At 65.9% G+C, this 19,313-nt stretch carries 15 protein-coding genes and 1 pseudogene; 4 read left to right on the top strand and 12 right to left on the bottom strand.

What is annotated here, in order from left to right:
• Window positions 1–147 precede the first annotated feature (147 nt).
• The 5 genes and pseudogenes from ACQCSZ_RS13335 to ACQCSZ_RS13315 all read right to left on the bottom strand — a co-directional run bounded on the left by ACQCSZ_RS13335 (window position 148) and on the right by ACQCSZ_RS13315 (window position 3,547).
• A complete protein-coding gene (locus ACQCSZ_RS13335) occupies window positions 148–843 on the bottom strand; it encodes a hypothetical protein (RefSeq protein ID WP_427004251.1) in 696 nt (231 codons plus the stop codon).
• Between the two features lie 181 nt (window positions 844–1,024).
• Window positions 1,025–1,345: an ISL3 family transposase gene (locus ACQCSZ_RS13330; RefSeq protein WP_427008333.1), complete on the bottom strand. Its 321-nt coding sequence runs from the start codon at window positions 1,343–1,345 to the stop codon at window positions 1,025–1,027.
• Window positions 1,346–1,389: 44 nt separating this feature from the next.
• Window positions 1,390–1,641 (bottom strand): annotated as a pseudogene (locus tag ACQCSZ_RS13325) (transposase); the annotation flags it as partial.
• Window positions 1,642–2,195: 554 nt separating this feature from the next.
• Complete coding sequence (locus ACQCSZ_RS13320) at window positions 2,196–3,242, bottom strand: LPO_1073/Vpar_1526 family protein (RefSeq protein WP_427004250.1); 1,047 nt, start codon at window positions 3,240–3,242, stop codon at window positions 2,196–2,198.
• A complete protein-coding gene (locus tag ACQCSZ_RS13315; protein WP_427004249.1) occupies window positions 3,239–3,547 on the bottom strand; it encodes a hypothetical protein in 309 nt (102 codons plus the stop codon). Before ACQCSZ_RS13315 ends, ACQCSZ_RS13320 begins: the two co-directional genes overlap by 4 nt.
• Before the next feature lie 318 nt (window positions 3,548–3,865).
• Here ACQCSZ_RS13315 and ACQCSZ_RS13310 point away from each other — a divergent pair, with 318 nt between their 5' ends.
• Both ACQCSZ_RS13310 and ACQCSZ_RS13305 read left to right on the top strand, forming a co-directional pair.
• The gene (locus ACQCSZ_RS13310) at window positions 3,866–4,705 is read left to right on the top strand and encodes a hypothetical protein (RefSeq protein WP_427004248.1); all 840 of its coding nucleotides are present in this window, start codon (window positions 3,866–3,868) and stop codon (window positions 4,703–4,705) included.
• 287 nt (window positions 4,706–4,992) lie between these two features.
• On the top strand, window positions 4,993–5,397 hold the full coding sequence (locus ACQCSZ_RS13305; protein ID WP_427004247.1) for a hypothetical protein: 405 nt from the start codon (window positions 4,993–4,995) through the stop codon (window positions 5,395–5,397).
• A gap of 661 nt (window positions 5,398–6,058) precedes the next feature.
• On the opposite strand, the gene ACQCSZ_RS13300 is transcribed toward ACQCSZ_RS13305, so the two are convergent.
• Both ACQCSZ_RS13300 and ACQCSZ_RS13295 read right to left on the bottom strand, forming a co-directional pair.
• A complete protein-coding gene (locus ACQCSZ_RS13300; RefSeq protein ID WP_427008300.1) occupies window positions 6,059–7,447 on the bottom strand; it encodes an IS1182 family transposase in 1,389 nt (462 codons plus the stop codon).
• A 168-nt stretch (window positions 7,448–7,615) separates the two neighbouring features.
• Window positions 7,616–7,972, bottom strand: a complete 357-nt coding sequence (locus ACQCSZ_RS13295; RefSeq protein ID WP_427004246.1) for a hypothetical protein — start codon at window positions 7,970–7,972, stop codon at window positions 7,616–7,618.
• Between the two features lie 161 nt (window positions 7,973–8,133).
• On the opposite strand from ACQCSZ_RS13295, the gene ACQCSZ_RS13290 reads away from it, so the two are divergent.
• Window positions 8,134–8,502: a hypothetical protein gene (locus ACQCSZ_RS13290; RefSeq protein ID WP_427004245.1), complete on the top strand. Its 369-nt coding sequence runs from the start codon at window positions 8,134–8,136 to the stop codon at window positions 8,500–8,502.
• Between the two features lie 40 nt (window positions 8,503–8,542).
• Here the strand turns inward: ACQCSZ_RS13290 and ACQCSZ_RS13285 are convergent, their stop codons facing one another.
• The 3 genes from ACQCSZ_RS13285 to ACQCSZ_RS13275 are packed head-to-tail and all read right to left on the bottom strand — an operon-like array spanning window position 8,543 to window position 13,744.
• On the bottom strand, window positions 8,543–10,102 hold the full coding sequence (locus tag ACQCSZ_RS13285) for an FAD-dependent oxidoreductase (protein WP_427004244.1): 1,560 nt from the start codon (window positions 10,100–10,102) through the stop codon (window positions 8,543–8,545).
• Window positions 10,099–12,312, bottom strand: coding sequence for a molybdopterin oxidoreductase family protein (locus ACQCSZ_RS13280; RefSeq protein ID WP_427004243.1), 2,214 nt, complete (start codon window positions 12,310–12,312; stop codon window positions 10,099–10,101). Before ACQCSZ_RS13280 ends, ACQCSZ_RS13285 begins: the two co-directional genes overlap by 4 nt.
• A 1-nt stretch (window position 12,313) precedes the next feature.
• Window positions 12,314–13,744 carry an MFS transporter gene (locus ACQCSZ_RS13275; protein WP_427004242.1) on the bottom strand — a complete coding sequence of 477 codons (1,431 nt, stop codon included), beginning with the start codon at window positions 13,742–13,744 and terminating at the stop codon, window positions 12,314–12,316.
• 285 nt (window positions 13,745–14,029) lie between these two features.
• Between ACQCSZ_RS13275 and ACQCSZ_RS13270 the strand changes: the two genes are divergently transcribed.
• Window positions 14,030–15,442, top strand: a complete 1,413-nt coding sequence (locus ACQCSZ_RS13270; RefSeq protein WP_427004241.1) for an MFS transporter — start codon at window positions 14,030–14,032, stop codon at window positions 15,440–15,442.
• A gap of 81 nt (window positions 15,443–15,523) precedes the next feature.
• Here the strand turns inward: ACQCSZ_RS13270 and ACQCSZ_RS13265 are convergent, their stop codons facing one another.
• Window positions 15,524–18,193: an exo-alpha-sialidase gene (locus ACQCSZ_RS13265; protein WP_427004240.1), complete on the bottom strand. Its 2,670-nt coding sequence runs from the start codon at window positions 18,191–18,193 to the stop codon at window positions 15,524–15,526.
• Between the two features lie 318 nt (window positions 18,194–18,511).
• Window positions 18,512–19,243, bottom strand: a complete 732-nt coding sequence (locus tag ACQCSZ_RS13260; protein ID WP_427004239.1) for a glutamine amidotransferase — start codon at window positions 19,241–19,243, stop codon at window positions 18,512–18,514.
• Window positions 19,244–19,313 lie beyond the last annotated feature (70 nt).

Here is a 19,313-nt window from a genome sequence, read left to right as displayed (position 1 = left end):
AAAGGCCGGCACCGGCCGTTGAGATAGATTTCGGCATCCCGCCTGCGGGCAGATCAGGGCGAATCAACGTGATGAATTCGCCCTGATCTGCCTCCGGTACGCACTCTGTGCGGCATTGAGCTTGGCCGACATGGCTACGCCGCCGCCTCAGGAATAGGCGTACGGCGGAACCGTGTCGCCGGCGGCGAAAGGCTTGAACCAGTGCTCGAAGTCCAGTTCCCTGGCGTCATCTTCGAGATCATCGAGCCTGTCCGAGTACAGCGCCTCGCTGTCCGCGTCCTCCAGCAGCACTTCCTCGACGTCCGCCCGCCAGTCCTCCGGAAGGTCCAGTTCGTAGATTTCCTCGGTGATTTCCGCCTGGTCGAGCAGGCACCGGACGGCGAGCTCGGCGGCGAGGCACCCGGGGGCGGTCCAGCCCCGGACCAGGGCCGCGGTGACGTCGGCCGCGACGACGATGAACTTCTGCGCAAACTTTTGGTCGTAGCTGGCAGCGAACTGCGGCGGCAGCGAGGACAGGACCGAGGACCCGGCGATGTCGGCCGGGGTGACGGTCTCCAGTTCACTGAGCGTGCCAAGATCACGGAAGAGCTGGTCGAGGAGGATGCTCGACGAGTTCCAGAGCAGTCCTGCCAGCAGCCGCGCCTGGAGCACGGATTTCTGGCGCCCCTGGGGAGCGTCGGCGGCCATCTCTGCCAGGTCCTCCGGATCAAACTGGAGCCGCTGCTCTTCGGTCATGTCATCCGGATGCGGGTCGAGCCCCAGCAGCTCAAGGCTGAGCCCGGTGAGCTTCTCAGCGTCGGCCAGCAGTTCTTCGGTGATGTCGTCTTCTTCGTCGGCATTCATGGCCCCGATGCTACCTGCCATTTGTTTCGAGCCCGATTCCTGTGACGCGTGGGTGCTCAGACGAGATTGTGACGGTTCGACGCCGTCGGGTGCCTGCCGCTTCTAGACCCACGATAACTGGGTGCCCCGGGAGGGCGGAGGGTTTATCGAGCTCTTCCCAGTGAAGCGTGGTGAGGTGGGCCTAATTCCGGTATGGGCGATAGCCTCCGGCTGCCAGTAGCGAGCGGATTCTGTAGTTGATGAAGTTGCGGAAGCCGCGGGCGATCCGCGTGGTGGTTTCGATGACGCCGTTGATCGCTTCGGTGGGCCCGTTGGACGCTCCGGCGGTATCGAAGTAGGCGCTGATTTCGGTTTTCCACCGAGTGAGGGTGCCGATCAGTCGTTTGATCTCCGGGATCGGGCTGCTGGTGTATTTGTCCAGGAGTTTCTGCAGGGTGTGTTTCCCGTCGTGGTGCCGGACGTGGTAGACCAGGCGCAGTTCCTGATAGCAGTGCCAGCCGATCGTGACTTCACTGTCCGGATCGCCGGCTTCCAGACGTGTGTGTTCAGGGCAGCGAGCTGCTTGTCCGTCTGGTGTTCGGCGCCCTGGAGCAACGTCCTTCGGATTTTGAACAGCGGATCGTTCTTGCTACCACGGTGGCCAAGTGTCCGGTTCTGCACACGCCGGCGGATGTCATCGACCATGGTGGATCCGAGCTTGACGACGTGGAACGCATCCGAAACGGTCACGGCTTCGGACAGGCAGTCGTCGATGGCGTTGGCGTAGCCGCGGAACGGGTCCAGGGTCGCGGTGGTGATGCCTGCCGTGAACCCTGGTTTTCAAGCCAGTCCTTATAAACGGAACCGGAGCGCCCCGGGACCAGGTCCAGCAGCCGCCGCGCGGGGTTTACCGCTGTGATCACGGGTGTGATCGACAATGCCGGTGACCATTCGTTCGGAACGGAAGCCGGTGTGCTTCCAGACGTATTCGTCCACGCCCAGCGATCCGGTGCCGCGCAGACGGCCCGGGTCAGCCAGCTCGGTGCCGGCCAGCGCCTGGATTGCGTCCCACGCGGTTCGCCAGGTAACTCCGAGTTGCCGGCAAGGTCCGAGACCGACGTGTCGTGGTGCTTGAGCGAGTCCACTGCCCAGCGCGCGGCGCGCACGGTGAGTTTCTCCCGCGGGCCGAGCAACCAGTGCTCGTAACTGAACGTGCTCTTCGGACACTGCCGCTCCCGGCGCCGGTAAATGCGCTTGCGCCACCTGAGCACCAGGGAGAACCCGAGCAGCAGCGCGTCGTGCGCCGTCACGGTGAAGGGGCCGAACGAAGTCGTTGCTGAAGTGGTCGAGGGCGAACTTGGTTAGATCCATGCCTAGTCCTCGTTGATCCATATCCTCAGGTCGGGCCCACTACCGAGACGTTCTACTGTCACGGCGTGCGCAATGGCTATTCCTACGGCGCTCAACTTGAGCGATCCTAGGGTGTCCCAGACTTCATAGAGTCTGGTGAACTCCGGAATGGCTTCGATTACCATGTCCCGAACCATGGCCTCCGGCAGTACGTTGTTCTTTTGGAGGGACTGCAGTTCCTGGACCACGTCTGCCCCGCCGAGATGTTGGGACAGGAGCTCAATAGCCGTTCCGTTTTGCGGGGCCACCTGGAGCAGTTCGGGCTGGTGATCACATGCTTTGAAAATCATGGGATCCGGCAGGAAGGGTCGAAGTCGCTCCGGGACGTCTTCTGGCTTCAGGCCAGCGCTAAACGCGACGGGGTAGTACGTGGAGAACACATCGTGGAGGCTAGTGCCGTTGAAGGTCTCTACTGCTGCGCATCCAAGTGATTGCAAGTGCAGGTATGTTGCATCCGATTTCACGAGTTCGCCGATGAATGGAGCGACGGAGTGCCGCAGTAGCCTGAAGCAACCTTCCGGGGTGTCGACCGGCGAGGTTGTACGAAGGAGCCGCCAGGCGACGGCTAGCGTCGCCCTCTCCGTTTTTGTTAGGCGCGGGGCTATTTCGATCGCGTCGTTGAGTACTGTGGCGAGTAGGCTCTCGCTGGGTGCGGTGCATCGGTCGGTGAGTAAATCAAGCAAGACCGACGCTAGCTCTTCGGTACCGCGGCGGGCATACGACTTTCCTGCACTGCTAATGGCGTACTGGACATCAGGGTCTTCCAAAGATTTCTGATTTTCTGGTGGCAACTGCGAGAGTCGTCGCGAAAATTCTGAAGACATATAGTCAAAGCGTTCATTGACCGTTTGCAGGGCTACCGCGGAAAATGCCGTGAAGTCAGCACGCATGACGTCTTGGGTAACTTGCTTGACGTCATGGTAGCTCAGGCCGTTGTTGTTATTGACTAGGATGTTGCCGCCAGCCTGATAATTTTCAGAGTTGGCGCCCCCCTCTTGCTGTTGCTTCACAGCTCTTTATTGCTGCGTATGGTTAGATTCCCGCCAGCTTGGTAGTTGGTGGACCTGGCGCCGCCCGTCTGGCTCTGTTCAATGGAGGACGCGGCAGTAGTATCCGCCGTGTCTGCCGCAAACACACCAATAGCCAAAGCTGCAAGTCCGATGCACCCGGTGACCAAAGCGCTGATGAAGGGCCAGGTCCACAGGGGACCCTGGCTCTCAACGGATATGACCGCCGCCGCGACGCCAATGGTTGCCGCTACTCCCGTGACAACGCCGCCGACTTGCAGCCATTTTGATGCGTTCCTGAATCTCATCCCCTGATGATACTCAACCGAGTCCTCTCCTGCTGGCGCCGGCAACGAAGGGTTAGTGAAGTGTGCTTGAAGAAGTTCTGGGCTGCCGGAGTTCAACGCGGTCAACGCAGATCAGGCACCTGAACGGAGGAGGTCTGCGCTGCCGTTACTCGAAGTCGATGTCTTACCATCAACAGCCGGCGCCCTCGGACGAGGTCAGGTAGTGCGTCGATTTCCGTAATGCTGGGACCATCTCCTGGAGCTGCTCCCGAGACCGTCTCCCACGGTGCTACCGTGACTTCGTCACATTTGCATCACTATTAATTTCCTGGGGGAAATATGCTCGATACTGCAAAAGCTTCACCGCGCCCGAAAATCGGCTGGCGCCCATCAATTTCCTTCTGGATCGTGGCGGCCATCGTGTTGATTCTGGTCATTATCTTCGCCGCAGCGGGCGGTTTCGGCGGCGCCCTAATCATCCTGGGCGTAGTCGCCCTGATCACGGGTCTCTATGCGCTCCTGTTCAAGCGACGGACATGGGTCGGAATTCCTCACCGCAAGAGCGCCCTGCTGGTTGCCGGCTCAGGAATCGTAGTATTCATCGTCGGAGGCATCGTCGGCGGCGCGACTGCCTCGTCGACTGGAAGCCAAAATAAGTCCGCCGTGGTTTCGTCCTCGGCCTCCGCAACTGCGACTCCCACTCCGACAACAACCGCAACGAACCCCGCTAAGACTGCCTGCCTCACGGCCAACGAGACGAAGACGTACAACGGTGATGTCTTCGTCTGCACCATGGGTGCGGATCAGCGTCTGGTGTGGCTGCCTGAAGCGGAGTCAAAGGTGATCGTGGCCAGGGCGGCAGCCGATAAAGTAGCGGCAGAAAAGGCGGCTGCTGACAAGGCCGCCGCGGACAAGGCGGCAGCGGACAAAGCCGCGGCTGACAAAATGGCGGCCGATCAGGCCACCGCCGCACAGCAAGCAGCGGATAAGGCTGCAGCCGACAAGGCTGCGCAGGCTCCGGTTCCCGCTGCTCCTGTCGCGCCCGCCGACCCAGCACCCATTGCGGGATACGTGAGCCCCGGTGCCTTCTGCAGTGGCGGAACTGGCGTCAGCAAGACTGGTAAGGCAATGGTTTGTGCTCCAGCCTCCGATGGCAAGCTGCGCTGGCGAAGCGCCTAATCCCATCTGACGGCCTAATGGGCGAAGCCCCCTCGGACTCTCCTGCAGCGGCTTCTCATCGCTTGGCTATCACACTCGTGCTTTCAACCTAGGCAGCCTAACGGCCGCTGATCGTTTTTATTCAAGGTCCACACCCAAAGGGAAAAATGAAGAAGAAGTATGCCCTCGTGGCACTGGCCGCACTTGCACTTTCGGGTTGCGGGGCAGGGCCTCAGGCAAGCACCGCGACCGAGTCGGCAGTAACTAGCGCCAGTACCTCGGTGACGCCCACACCGACCCCTACTGTCATGAGTGCCGCCGAGGCAGGAAAGGCCTATTTGGCTGCCGTCTGTCCCAGCAACATCTTGGCAGACAAGGCCGCCACGACGGTCCAAACGAAACCGCTGGACCTTCTGGCAGCTAAGAGCGCCGCCGCGGCTCTACGCGACAGCTATCGCAAGACTATCGAAACGCTCTCAGACCAGAAGGTAATGTGGCCGGAAGCGGTCAAGCCTGACGTAGCCACGTTGGCGGAAGCGATGTACGCAGACCTTAGCGGCGCCGAAAACGTGGCAAACCAAACTACGGACGCCAATTTAATTGCAGCCTGGAACACGTGGGTAAATTCGCCGCCCCCTGCCGCCACTGCCCAGAAGATCAGACTGAAGCTGGGCATCCCGGCCGATACAGCGAGCAGCTGCACGCCGAGTTAGGCACTTTGGCCCACGCAACCGAAGCCGCCTTCGGCTGCGTGGGCTGTTTTGTTCCCAAGAGTGGGTGTGCGTGACAGATATTCGGGCTTACCTGGGATTGCACCGTCCACGCGAACTCGTCGCATGATGGGATACGTACGAAAAGAACGTGTACCTTCACCACACTTTCGAGCGACGGCGAGCAACTCTTAAACCCGCATGTTCGCCGTGGCTAGCCGCTTTGCGGTCACCTTTACTGGGCAGTTGAGTTCCAACTCGTCGGCAGGAAGGCCACGAATGCCCCAGTTCTCCCGGGCATCTCGGGCTTCGTTATTTCCACATCTTGCGAGTTATGCCGTGGCAGCCCGGTGAGGCGGCTGCCGATGTCGACTTCGGCGAAGTGCCCACCGGCGAGGAAGCGAATGCCAGCGACGACAAGGTGAATTTCGGGCTCCGTTGAGCCAGTTCGACCCCGACGACCTCGAGAACTGACTCCTAGGTGCGTGGGTCGGTAGTGGTTTGACGGTTCCGCTGGTTTGAGTCGTGATGGTCCAGAGGCCGGCCGCCTTTTCGTGGAAGGGGGCCGGTCTCCGGGCGTTTTCGCGGAAGGAAGCCTGGGAGGCTCCCGCGGGGCGCGGTCCGGTGCTGCAGGTTTGATCCCGGGGCATCGTCCCGGCCGTGTTCAGGCCGTGGCGGTGCGGTAGGTGAAGAGTTTGAGCAGGTTGTGGCAGCCGGCCATCAGCTTCCATTCCCCGGATGCCTTCTCCAGCCCGCGCAACAGGACATGCTTGCCCTGGCGGGTGTTGATCTGTCCGAAGACCGGTTCGACGATGGCTTTGCGCCGGGCATAGACCGCTTTGCCCTTCTTCGTTTTCAGTTTCCGGGCCATCCGCTCGGCCAGGGTCGCGTCCGCCGGGATCCTGCCCCTGGGCGAGTCCGGGACCGGGCGTCCGTGTTTCATCCGCCGGGTGGAGATGAAGAACTCGGTGCCGGCGCCGGCTTCGAGGTCTTTGACGTGTTCCAGGTTCGCTGCCGAGCAGTACCCGGCGTCGGCGCTCCACTTCCCGGGCATGGCTTCCAGGGTGTCCTGCGCGTTCTTGACCATCGGGACCAGTTGCTGGACGTCCACCGCGGTGTTGGTCAGTTCGGTGGCAACGATGACCTGGTGATCTTTATCAACGACGCCCTGGGCGTTGTAGCAGTAGTGGTAGGAACCGTCCGCGGTCTTCATGATCCTCGCGTCGGGGTCGGTGAAGTTGCGCTGGGCGGTGGGCTTGGGCACCGCCGCGGCAGCGGCGGCATCGCCCTTGCCCGAGACATCGTCGTCATCGTCCCCGCGGGACCGGGCCTTCTCCTGGGCCTCACGGCGGGCCCTGTCCGCGGCCTCGGCCTCGATGGATGCCCGGGCGGTCTTCATCGCCTCGGCGCGCCGGGCCCGGTTGGCCAGTTCGGCAGGCAGTTCATCCCCGCGTTTGCCCGGCCCGAAGCGGGCGTCCTCGGCCGCGTCCACGGTCTTCGCCTCCGCCATCAGGTCGCTGATCTCATCGGCCAGGACCTTCTGTTTCTCCGTCAGCCGGGCATAGCTCATGGCCTTGTGCCGGGAAGCGTTGGCACGCACCTTCGTCCCGTCCAGTGCGACATGGCCCAACGAGACCATGCCCGCGGCCCGGCAGAGCTCCAGGGCCTGCAGGAACACGTTGGCCAGCGCCGCGAGGTGGCGTTCGCGGAACCGGGCGATGGACCGGAAATCCGGGGCCTGCTGGGCGGCCAGCCAGCGGAACGCGACCACGTCCGTGCAGGATTTTTCCAGTTCCCGCGAGGACCTTACCCCGACGCAGTACCCGTAGAGCAGGATCCGCAGCATCAGCCGCGGATCATACGGCGGCTGGCCCTTGGCCTTGGCGTAGGAGGCGTGGAACCGGGTCAGGTCCAGTTCCCCGTCGACGAGTTCGGCGATGAACCGGGCCAGATGGCCCTGGGGCAACCATTCATCCAGCGACGGCGGGACCAGCATCACCGCATCGGGCTCGAAGGCCTTGAAGCGTTTGTTGACCCCGCCGTTGGCATCCATCGGCACATCGGTGGGCTGCCCGACCCGCTCCACGAGCGACTCGTCGAACAAACCATCCTGCGCGGAAGAACCGGTATCCATACCCCGATTCTCCCAGCCACCCCCAACCGGCCCCGGTTAATCTGCCGGCGTTTTAAAAACCGGCACCCTCACTACTGACCCACGCACCTAGAGCCGGTGCGCCGGCCGGCGAGGCGGGTCTCCGGTCTTTGAGCCCTTGAACAGGCCAGCAAAATTGGGGACTTGGTCTCCGGAGCCGAAGGGGAGATCCAAGGCTCCGGAGGCGACGACGGGGCCCACGAGCAATAGCCCGGCTGCCCAGAACGACCTCTTCGCCCAGACGGCAGGAAGCCTAGACTTGTCCACCCGCCGGACCGCATAGATGACGATGCCGACGGCCAGTGAGAGGAACCAGCCGCTGGTGAGAATAATGCCGTACAGGGTGTCATAAGCGCTGTTGTGGAACTGCGTCAGGTCGGCGTAGTCAAAGGCCCCGGCGGGGTCCTGCGCGGTGTGTAGGCTCACGGTTCAATTTCTCCTAGTAGTCACCCACACACATGCGTAGAATCCACAATGTCCCTATCTGGATCCACTCGCGCTGTGGCGTTGCTGGGACGCGATAGCCCGGACGTAGAGCGGTCAGTGAAAGCACCGATGGGCCTGATCGCGGAAATCAGGAGCATGTGATGAAAACAGTTCAAAACGTCGCAGCAGGCGCAGCTCTTATCGCAGCCCTCGCTGGCGGCGGTGTGTATCTCGCCATGGCCGCTCCCGACGGCGCGGCAACATCAACAGCGCTGTCCGCTTCCGACCACTCCAAAGGCGGCCACCAGGCCAACGGCATCACCGAGCAGCTGCTGACAGGAGATACCGCCGCCAGAGTCGAGGCTGCAGCGATCGCCGCCAACCCCGGTGCGACCGTCCTGCGCGTCGAAACCGATGCAGAGGGTGCGGCCTACGAGGCGCACATCAGGAAAGCCGACGGTACGACAGCGACCGTGAAGCTTGACGCTTCGTTCAACGTCACGGCCACCGAAAGTGGAAAGCGAAGCTAGCCATCCGCCGGGGCAGCCCTAACGGCGCCAGATGACGGGTCTACGCAACCACCCCCTGGAAGTGCTTCTCGATAATCCCCTTGATGTCCTCATGGCACCCACCGCACCCGGTCCCTGCCCGCGTGGCGCCTGACACCTCGGCCACTGTCCCGCACCCGGACGCAACAGCAGCGGCAATCTTCGTACCGCTGACGCCGGCACACCGGCACACGGTCCTCTCCGGATCGGTAGCACCAGCAGTAGAAGCCTGGTCCGGCCCGTCCAGGCGCAGCAGCAGCGACCTATCCGCGGGGAGCTCGGCGCCGCGTTCGAAGAGCTGCACCAGCTCGGCCGCTGTCCGGGGCATGCCCACAGCCACGAGGCCCTCGAGCACCCCCGCGCGGGTGGTCATCTTCACGTAGCGACCGTGCTCGGGATCGGCCCACTGGGCGATCTGCCGCCGCGCCCGGCCGTCCGACGCCCCGGCGGTCAGGGCTTCCTCGTCCCACGGTTCTGCGGAAACATCCCCGGCCACGGCCATGTTCAGGCCGCGGGCCTTCAGGACAATCACGCCCGGCTGCTCCGCCGCCAGCTCCGGCAGGGACTCCGCCTCCGAAGGCGTACCGGAAGCCAGCAGCACCAGGTACTCGGCCAACCATTCGGCCTGCCGCCAGCCCGGACCCACCAGCCCGGACGGGCCACGCGCCGCCCGGCATTCCAAACAATGAGTATCCGGGCAGCGCACCTCGGCGCAGTCGCCGATCGCGAAAATGTGCGGCTCGTGGTGCGCCCGGAGCTTGTGGTCCACCAGGATCCCCGCCGCCGTCGAGAGCCCGCAGCCTTCCGCCAGTTCGGTCCGCGGCCGGACACCGCAGGAGAGCACCAGCAGCTCGCCGTCGATCGCGGAACCGTCATCCAGCACCAGGGCCGAGAAACCGCCGTCGGCGGACCCGGACTCGATACCGGTGGACCGCGCATTGCCGGCCACCCGGACGCCGCAGTCCCGCAGGCTCGCCGCGAGCACGGCGCCGCCGCCGCGGTCGATGTTGCGTCCCAGCGGGTGCGGGCCGTTGTGCACCACGGTCACGGTGGCGCCTTCCTCGGCCGCGGCGAGGGCGGTTTCCAGGCCCAGGACGCCGCCGCCGAGGACCACCACCCGCTTGCCGCCGGCAACTGCCTCCCGCAGCACCGACGCGTCGGCCAGGTCCCGGAGCGCGGTCACGCCCGCCGGCAGCACGGGGGCGGCCGGATCCGGGTTCAGCCCGGTCAGGTTGGGGATCACCGGGCGGGAACCGGTGGCGAAGACCAGCCGGTCGTAGCCGGGGGAGGTGCCGTCGCTGAGGATCAGCTGCTGGCGGGCACGGTCCACCCGGCGGACCCGGACGCCCAGCCGGACGTCGACGCCGTCGGCAATCAGCGCCGCCGCATCGGCGAGGGCCAGCGCCTCCGCCGTCGTGCGCCCGACGCCCAGGTCAGCCACGAGCACGCGGTTGTACGCGGCGTCGGCCTCCTCGCCGATCACAGTCAGGTGGGCCAGGCCGCTGCGCACGGCCGGGAGCAGCTCGTCGACCAGCCTGGCGGCCACCGGCCCGAACCCGACAACAACAATCCGCTCGCTCATGAGGCCTCCGATGTCTGAAGAACGCTGTTCTGCGTCCGGGAATCACTGGCCACCCGGACCCACACCTTGTTGAACTTGAATTCGGGCATCCCTGAAATGGGATCGGTGGCGGCCTCCGTGAGCCGGTTGGCGCTCTCCAGCTCCGGGAAGTGGAACGGCAGGAAGACCGTTTCCGGCCGGATCGCCGTGCTGAGTTCGGCCCGGCAGAGCACCTCACCGCGCTCGTTCGCCACGGACACCAAAGAACCCTCGCTGATGCCCATCGAGGCCGCGGCGCCGGGGTGGATCTGCAGCTTCGCCTCAGGCTGCGCGGCCAGCAGCTCGGAGACCCGGCGGGTCTGCGCGCCGGACTGGTAGTGCTCCAGCAGGCGGCCGGTGATGAGCGTCATGGTTTTGGCGGCCGGGGCTGTGCCGTCCCCAACGGGGGTAGTGGCGGGCGTACGACGGCGGCGGGGCGCCACCGGGGTCAGGACGGCCTTGCCGCCGGTGAGCGCGAAGCCGTCCAGGAACAGCCGCGGCGTGCCCGTGCTGCCCACCGGATAGGGCCAGTAGGCTTCCTCTCCGCGGTCCAACATGGCGTAGTCGATCCCGGAGTAGTCCGCCAGGCCGCCGGCGGACGCCAGCCGGAGTTCCTCGAAGACGGTCTCCGGGTCCTCGCTGAAGGTCGACGGCGCATCGAGGGCCTCGGCCAGCCGGGCCATGATCCACAGTTCGCTGCGGGCCCCGGCCGGGGGAGCCAGGGCGCGGCGCCGGCGGAGGACGCGGCCCTCGAGATTGGTCAGGGTGCCTTCCTCCTCGGCCCACTGGAGCACGGGCAGGACCAGGTCCGCTTCGGCGGCCGTCTCGGACATGAAGAAGTCGCAGACCACCAGGAAGTCCAGGCTGCGCAGCCCTGCAAGGACCGAATTGGCATCGGGGGAGGCCACCGCGATATTGGAGGCGTGCACGAAGAGGCAGCGGACGCCGTCGGGCTGTCCGAGCGACTTCAGCAGTTCGACGGCGGGGAGGCCGGGTCCGGGGATCAGCGCTTCCGGCACGCCCCAAACGGCAGCCACGTGGGCGCGGGCGGCGGGGTCGGTGATCTTGCGGTAGCCGGGCAGCTGGTCCGCCTTCTGGCCGTGTTCGCGGCCGCCCTGGCCGTTGCCCTGGCCGGTCAGCGTGCCGTAGCCGCTGCGGGCGGAGCCGGGCAGGCCCAGCAGCAGGGCCAGGTTGATGGCGGCGGTGGCCGTGTCCGTGCCGTCGACATGCTGTTCCACGCCGCGGCCGGTCAGGATGTAGCTGCCGCCCCGGGTGGCGCCGTCGGCCAGCCGGCGGGCGGTGTCCCGGATCAGCCCGGCGGGGACGCCGGTGAGGGACTGCACGCGTTCGGGCCAGAAAGCGTTGACGCTGCGGACCAGGGCCTCGTAGCCGGTAGTGCGCTGGGCGAGGTACCCGGCGTCGGCGAGGCCTTCGTGGATCACCACGTGGGCCAGGCCCAGCAGCAGGGCGAGGTCGGTGCCGGGCAGGGGCTGCAGGTGCAGACCGCCGCCGTCGGCCGTGAACGCCGCGGTGGCGGAGCGGCGGGGGTCCACCACGATCAGCCCGCCGGCGTCGCGCGCGCCCTGCAGGTGCTGCACGAACGGCGGCATGGTCTCGGCGACGTTGGAGCCGAGCATCAGGATGGTGCTGGCGGCGTCGAGGTCCGCCAGCGGGAAGGGCAGGCCGCGGTCCAGGCCGAAGGCGCGCATCCCGGCGGCGGCGGCCGAGGACATGCAGAACCGGCCGTTGTAGTCGATCCGGGAGGTGCCCAGGGCCAGCCGGGCGAACTTGCCCAGCTGGTAGGCCTTCTCATTGGTGAGCCCGCCGCCGCCGAACACGCCGACGGCGTCCGCCCCGTACCGGGTGCGGGTGTCCTTCACCGCTTGGGTGATGAGCGTCAGCGCCTCGTCCCAGCCGACCGGGCGGTGGACGCCGTCGGGCCCCTTCAGCAGCGGCTCGGTGACGCGGCCCGGGTGGTTCAGGAGCGACGCCGAGGTCCAGCCCTTGCGGCACAGGCCGCCGCGGTTGGTGGGGAAGTCCCGACCGGTCACCTCAAGAACGGGTGCAGCAGACGGCGCCGGCACGGGGTCTGACCCCGGCTGGACAGCCGGGGTCAGAGCCTCTGGGGACTTCAGCGTCATGGCGCACTGCAAGGCGCAGTAGGGGCAGTGCGTGTCGGCGCCGTTGGTCATGTTAGACGTGTCCCATCGCGTTTCGGTTGGCGTTGCGGATGTAGCAGGCCCAGCAGACAACCAGCATCAGGACGTAGGCCCCGACGAAGCCGTAGAAAGCCGGTGTGTAGGAACCGCTGGCGGTGTTGGAGGCGTTCAGCACCTGCGGGATAACGAACCCGCCGTAGGCGCCGATCGCCGAGATCAGGCCGAGGGCCGAGGAGGCCAGGCGCTGGGTGGCCACCGTGCTGGCGCCGGAGCGTGCTGCCCGGCTGGAGGTGGCGAAGATGACCGGGATCATCCGGTAGGTGGCACCGTTCCCGAAGCCGCTGGCGGTGAAGAGGAACAGGAACAGGACCAGGAAGAGCCAGAAGTTCTTCAGCGGCAGGGTCCAGATCATGGTCAGGGTGATGACGGCCATGGCCGCGAAAGCGGCGACGGTCATGCGTGCACCGCCCATCCGGTCCGCCATGCGTCCGCCGTAGGGGCGGGCCAGCGAGCCGACCAGCGGGCCGAGGAAGGCCAGGGACAGCGCCACGGTGCCGACTCCGATGGAGGAGAAAGCCGGGAAGTAGTCCTTGATGAGCTTGGGGAAGACGCCGGCGAAGCCGATGAACGAACCGAAGGTGCCGATGTACAGCAGAGCCATGATCCACAGGTGCGGTTCCTTCAGCGCGGCGAGGGAACCGGCCACGTCGCCCTTGGCACTGGTGAGGTTGTCCATGTACTTCCAGGCACCGAACGCCGCGAGCAGGATCAGCGGGACCCACATGAGTCCGGCCACCGGCAGGTTGATGGTGCCGGCGGCCAGCAGCGTGATGGCGATCGGGACGGCAAGCTGTGCGACGGCGGCACCCAGGTTTCCGCCGGCGGCGTTCAGGCCCAGGGCCCAGCCCTTTTCGCGGGCCGGGTAGAAGAAGGTGATGTTGGACATCGAGCTGGCGAAGTTTCCGCCGCCGAAGCCCGCGAGGGCGGCCACGAGCAGCATGACACCGAACGGGGTGCCCGGGTTCGAGACGCACATGGCCAGGCCGATTGAGGGGATGAGCAGGAGCAGGGCGGAAACGATGGTCCAGTTGCGCCCGCCGAAGCGGGGGACCATAAAGGTATAGGGGATCCGGAGCGTGGCACCCACGAGGCTGGGCATGGAGATCAGCCAGAAGATTTCGGATGTGCTGAAGGTGAAGCCTGCCGCGGGAAGCTGGACCACTACGATGGACCAGAGCTGCCAGACGACGAAGCCGAGGAACTCGGCGAAGATGGACCAGTTCAGGTTGCGCTTGGCGATGGAGCGGCCGGAAGAATCCCACTGGTCCTTGTTCTCTGCATCCCAGTTGCCGATCCAGCGTCCGGGGCGGAATTCCAGGGCGGGGGCAAGGACGGGGGCATGCTCGAGGGTTGCGGTGTCGGCGGCCGGGGTGGCGCGGACATCTTCGGTGCGTTCAGCAGTCACGGGGAGACCTCCTTGGGATGTGGTCCTTCCACGGTAGGGTTCCCGCGTTTCCGGGACGGTCGCAGTTTGTTAACGTGCTGTGACGTTTGCCTATCGGGGCCTTCGTGGCGGCGTGAGGAGAAGCCGCGAGGCGCAGTGTGGGGACCAGGCCGTGAAATAGCCACGAGTGTCCACATATTGGAACGTTTGTCCATTTGCTGGACAGCGGGAACTATTATGAAAGCATACTTATCCTTTAACCGGTCCCTTTCCGAGTGTGACCGGTCTTCATGAAAGTGCTACTACATGTCATCCAGCGTCAACCTGTCGAAGCAGGCGTCCGCGAAACAGGGGAACTCGCGCGGCCGCGTGATCGTCGCCAGCCTGATCGGCACCACCGTTGAGTTCTACGACTTCTACGTCTACGCCACGGCTGCCGTGCTGGTTTTCCCCAAGCTGTTCTTCCCGGGACAGAACGAGACCACCCAGCTGCTGAGCTCCTTCGCCGTCTTCGGCGTCGCGTTCGTCGCCCGCCCGCTCGGGTCCATCGTCTTTGGCCACTTCGGTGACAAGTTCGGCCGCAAGGGCACGCTGGTGGCGTCGCTGCTGACCATGGGTATTGCCACCTTCCTGATCGGCTGCCTGCCCACCGCCCTGGTCCCGGGCTGGACTTTCTGGGCGCCGGCCCTGCTCGTCGTCATGCGCTTCGCCCAGGGCCTGGCCCTCGGCGGCGAATGGAGCGGCGCGGCCCTGCTGGCCACCGAGAACGCCCCCGCGAACAAGCGCGCCGTCTACGGCACGTTCCCGCAGCTGGGCGCACCGATCGGCTTCATCATCGCCAACGTCCTGTTCCTGGTGTTCAGCTACACCCTGACGCCGGCCGCGTTCGAGGCCTGGGGCTGGCGGGTGCCGTTCCTCGTCAGCGCCGTCATGGTCATCATCGGCCTCTACGTCCGCCTCAAGCTGATCGAAACCCCCGCGTTCACCAAGGTGCTCGAGTCCAACGAGGTCGCCAAGCTGCCGATCGCCCGGGTCTTCAAGACCAGCTGGCGCCCGCTCATCCTGGGCACGTTCATCATGCTCGCCACGTACGTGCTCTTCTACCTGATGACGACGTTCACCCTCACCTACGGCACGCGCGCCTCCAGCCTGGACGCCGCCAAGGCCGCCGCCGAGAAGGCCGGCAAGCCGATGACCGAAGCCGCGGCCGCCGCCTTCGTCCCCGGCCTGGGGTACACCCGCAACGACTTCCTCTGGATGCTGATCATCGGCGTCGTGTTCTTCGGCATCTTCACGCTGGTCTCCGGGCCGCTGGCCGAAAAGTACGGCCGCCGCAGGATGCTGATCGCCGTCACCGCCGGCATCTTCGTCTTCGGCCTGCTGTTTGTCCCGCTGTTCAGCGGCGGCTTCCTGGGCGCCATGGCCGTGCTCATCCTGGGCTTCACCCTCATGGGCCTCACCTTCGGGCCCATGGGTGCGTTGCTGCCCGAGCTGTTCCCCACGAACGTCCGGTACACCGGCTCCGCCATCAGCTACAACGTCTCGAGCATCCTCGGCGCTGCGGTGGCCCCGTTCATCGCCGTCTGGCTGTGGGAGATGGCGAAGGGCAGCCCCGTGCTGGTCGGCGTCTACCTGACCGTCATGTCCGTGCTGACGCTGGTCGCGCTGTTCCTGAGCAAGGAAACCAGGGACCTCGACTACGAGAACAACGTGGCCTGACGCTTCCCAGGGCACAGACCAACGCAAAACGCTCGGCTGGGATACCCCAGCCGAGCGTTTTGCGTGATCTGTTAATAACGGTTACTTGCCGGGTGTCATGTGGAATGGGCCCCAGGAAAGCTGGTTTCCTGCGGAATCGAGCACCACCAGGTTGTCATTGCCGTTCTTGGTGCCGGCCGGCAGCGTGAACGCCACAGTGTTGTTCCGGTCGGCCTGGAACCAGCCGATGCGGTAGCTGTGCTGGTTCACGTACACGTAGTACCACTGGCCGTAGACCACATTGTGGATGGCCACGGTGTCGCCGACGCCATACTTGCCGGCACGCAGGCCCAGATCCACCGGCGGCTGCCCCTTGAGGTTGTCGCGGGAGAGCTCCGGATCGGCGGCGGGCTTTGCCGGCAGGACGCGCAGGGCGACGGCGGCCGCCGGCAGGTCCGCGGTGGCGGTCTTGGCGCCATTCTTGGCCGTGGCGGCCAGTGCGACGCCGGGCACCTGCGCTGCGGCGAGGTCGGCGGCGGTCAGGGCATAGGTGGAGGCGGCGGTTGCCGTGGCCCCCACCGCAAGCGAGGCCTGCGACAGGGAGATGCCCGGTGCGGACACCTCGGCCAGCGGCACGTTGCCGGTGTTTTCAACACCGTACGTGTAGCTGATGGTGTCGCCGAGGGTGGCGTAGCCGTCGCCGTCGACGTCGTTCCAGACGGCCGTGGCCGTGCCGGCCAGGCGCGGGGTGCGGACCATCAGGTCAACCTCGTTGCCGGTGATGGCGTAGTTCTGCGTGGTGGCACCGGTGCCGGTGACCTGCCAGGTGGTGGCCGGGACGAAGAAGCCCTGGGCCGCCTCGTCGGCGGTCACGGTGTGCTTGGGCGTGCCGCAGTCGTAGCCCGCCCAGACGGCCAGCGTCATGAAGCGGCAGTTGCCGCCGCCGTCGGCAGGGACGAAGGGCTTGAAGTTGCCGGTCTGCGGCACCACCGATTCGGTGATGTTGCCCAGGCTGGTGACGGTGAACTTGTACGGCACAGCATCCCCGGCCGCGTACGGGGCAGCGGCCAGGTCGCGGCCGGCGTCGTTGCGCTGGCCCTTGATGTCAGCGCCCACGATGGTCGCGGTGGAGCCGCCGGTGATGGTGACCTTGGCCGGCGCCGACACAGAACGCGCACCGGCAACCACCTTGGCGGCAATGTTGGCGGTTCCGGCCTTGGCGTAGGCGGGGATCGTCACGGGGACGCTGACGGTGACAGCGCCACCGGCGGGAACGCTCGGCACGGCAACGGAGCCGAAGGTCCAGCCGGGCAGCGCAGCGAACGTCGCCGTCGCGCCTTCCAACGCGGATTCGCCGGTGTTGCTGACGGTCAGCTCGGCGTTGACGGTGGCGCCGTTGTCGCCGGTGATGGCCTTGGCGCTGACACTGGCGCCGCAGTAGACGTCCAGCCATTCGGCGTTGAATTTGCCGAAGGTGATCTTGTTGGCATCGCCCTCATAGAGCACACCGAAGGTGCCGTCGGAGAGCGCAGTCACGGTGGAGTAGCTCATGGTTCCGGCTTTGAACTGCTTGCCGGCGGACCAGGTGGTGCCGTTGTCGCAGGAGTAGCGGATGGTGCCGTTGGAGCGGCTGGAGGAGCTGTTCGCGTTGGAAAAGAGCAGCATCTTTGCCTTGGCGCTGCCCTGGGCGGCGTCCGGGTACATGCGGGTGATGCCGGCGTTGTTCCGGGGATCAACCAGAGCGGCGTCATAGGTGGCTGCGCCGTAGGTGGCTCCGCCATCGGTGGAGATGGCAATGCGGCGGCCGCCGCCGCCGCCGTTGTCGCGCGAGTTAAGCATCACGCGGCCGTCGGACAACTCCACTGTCTTGTTCTCGTCCATGGATGTACCGACAAAGGCGCCGCGCTGCCACGACTTGCCGTGGTCGTCGGAGTAGAGGCTGTAGGCCTGGATGGCCGTGGTGTTGTCCCCCTGGCGCACGGTGCCGGCGTACTGCTGGATGAGGCGGCCCTTGTATGCGCCGTACTTGAGCTGGATGCCCTCGCCGGAGGAGGCGAAGAAGCCCTTCACGCCACCCACGCCGCTGACCCCGTTGACGGTGGTCCCGGCGGGCTTGGCCACATCGGTGACGAGCGGACCATCAAAGGCGGCGTACGTGGAACCGGCGGCATAGTTCTGCGGAGTGGGCAGGGACGGCTGGTTTGCCGGGTCGGTGGACCAGGTCAGGCCGCCGTCGGTGGAGACGGACACCTCGGCGCTGATGGCCTGGCGGTCGGCGTCATCGGTGGCCCACGAACTGCCGGCGAAGCCCTGGTCCTTGGAGTAGACGTGGAAGTTGAAGACGGTGCCCGTCTCCTTGTCCACCACATAGGAGGGGTCGGAGAAGCCGTAGCGCAGCGTGCCGGCGGCGGCCAGCTGGCCGCGGGCAATGTAGGTGGGGGCGCCCCAGGTGGCGCCGTTGTCCGTGCTGCGGCGCTGGACGATGGAGTTCGCCGACGGCGAGTCCCCGCCGTCGGGACGGCCGTCGTAGGCGGCCAGCAGGACGCCGTTCCCCAGGTCGGCCAGGGCCGGAATCCGGTAGAAGGGCGCAAGGGTGGAACTGATGGCACTGTCGCCATTGGCGGCCAATGCCTGTTCGGCGTAGCTGGGGGCCGGGGTTTCCGCAGCCTGTGCTGGTGCCAACGTTGCCACCAGCATGCTGGCGGACAGGGCGCCAGCGGCCGAGGCCCTGGCGGCGCCCCTCCAGCGGCGTCGAGTGTTCGGGAATGTCATCCGGTTCCTTTCAGTGCGGCCTTGAACGGCCGCTGCGTCGAGCCACATCTGAGCGTGAGCGGCCGGGGCCCCCTTGACATCAGACATGGGATGTCCCACATAGGATAGTGCGATCGACGTCACTTGTATACAGTTCCTGTCACACCGGCGTGGCTGGGCCTGCTGGGGGTATCCGCTGGCGGCGGCCTGGCTGAACACGCCGGGCCTTTCGGTGGCCGGCGGAAACCAACCGGGCAGGAACGGCAGGAACGGCAGAGGCGGGCAGCGCGGAGCCAGCAGAGGCTGCGGTGCGGGAACGGCGGGAAAGGGCGGCGCGGGTCAGCCGGCGTAGCGCTCCGCGAAGTTGCGCAGGATCTTCATCGGCTCCGTGGCGCTGAACGTCCGGGCGTTCTCCATGAGCATTTCGGCCGATTCCGGCGGAAAATACCCGGCGTGGCGGTAGATGTCGATCCGCGTGACCAGCCCCTCGGCGTCGAGCTCCGGGTGGAACTGCGTGGCGTACAGGTTGGTCTTGATCCGGAACATGTGCACCGGGCAGGCGGCGGAGCTGGCCAGCAGCACCGCGTGGGAGGGGAGGACGGTGCACGCCTCCTTGTGGCCGGTGAAGGCCGTGAAGTGCTCCGGCATTCCCTTCAACAAGGGATCCTGCATCCCCTCCGGCGTCAGGCTGATCGTCACGCCGCCAAGCCCTTCGCCGTAGGTCCTGTCGATCACCGCGCCCTGGTGCAGGCCCAGCGTGCCGACCCCGTAGCAGGCGCCCAGGAACGGGAAATCCTCGGCCACGATCCGGTCCAGCAGCGCGGCGAGTTCGCGCTCCACCCGGTGCTGGGCGGCGCTCTTCAGCCCGGGAGGATCGCTGGAGGTGTAGGGGCTTCCGCCCACAATCACGCCGGAATAGTCACCGAGGTCCAGCTCCGGGAGCGGTGCGGCTTCCATCCGGATCCGGTGCAGCTGCTCCGCCGCAAGCCCCGCGTAGCGCAGGTAGGCGCGGTATTCGTCCTCGGCGGCCCCGTCCTCGGCGCGCGAGGCGAGAAGCAGGAATGGCTTCACCACCCAAGTCTGCACGGGCCGGACGCGGTGCGCCAGAGGCGCGCCGCGCCCGGCGCCAGAGCAGTGCCGC

This window comes from Pseudarthrobacter sp. H2, assembly GCF_050157045.1.
Lineage (GTDB): Bacteria > Actinomycetota > Actinomycetes > Actinomycetales > Micrococcaceae > Arthrobacter.
The sequence above is the reverse complement of the archived record's forward strand: the minus strand, read 5'-3'. Positions and strand labels throughout refer to the sequence as shown.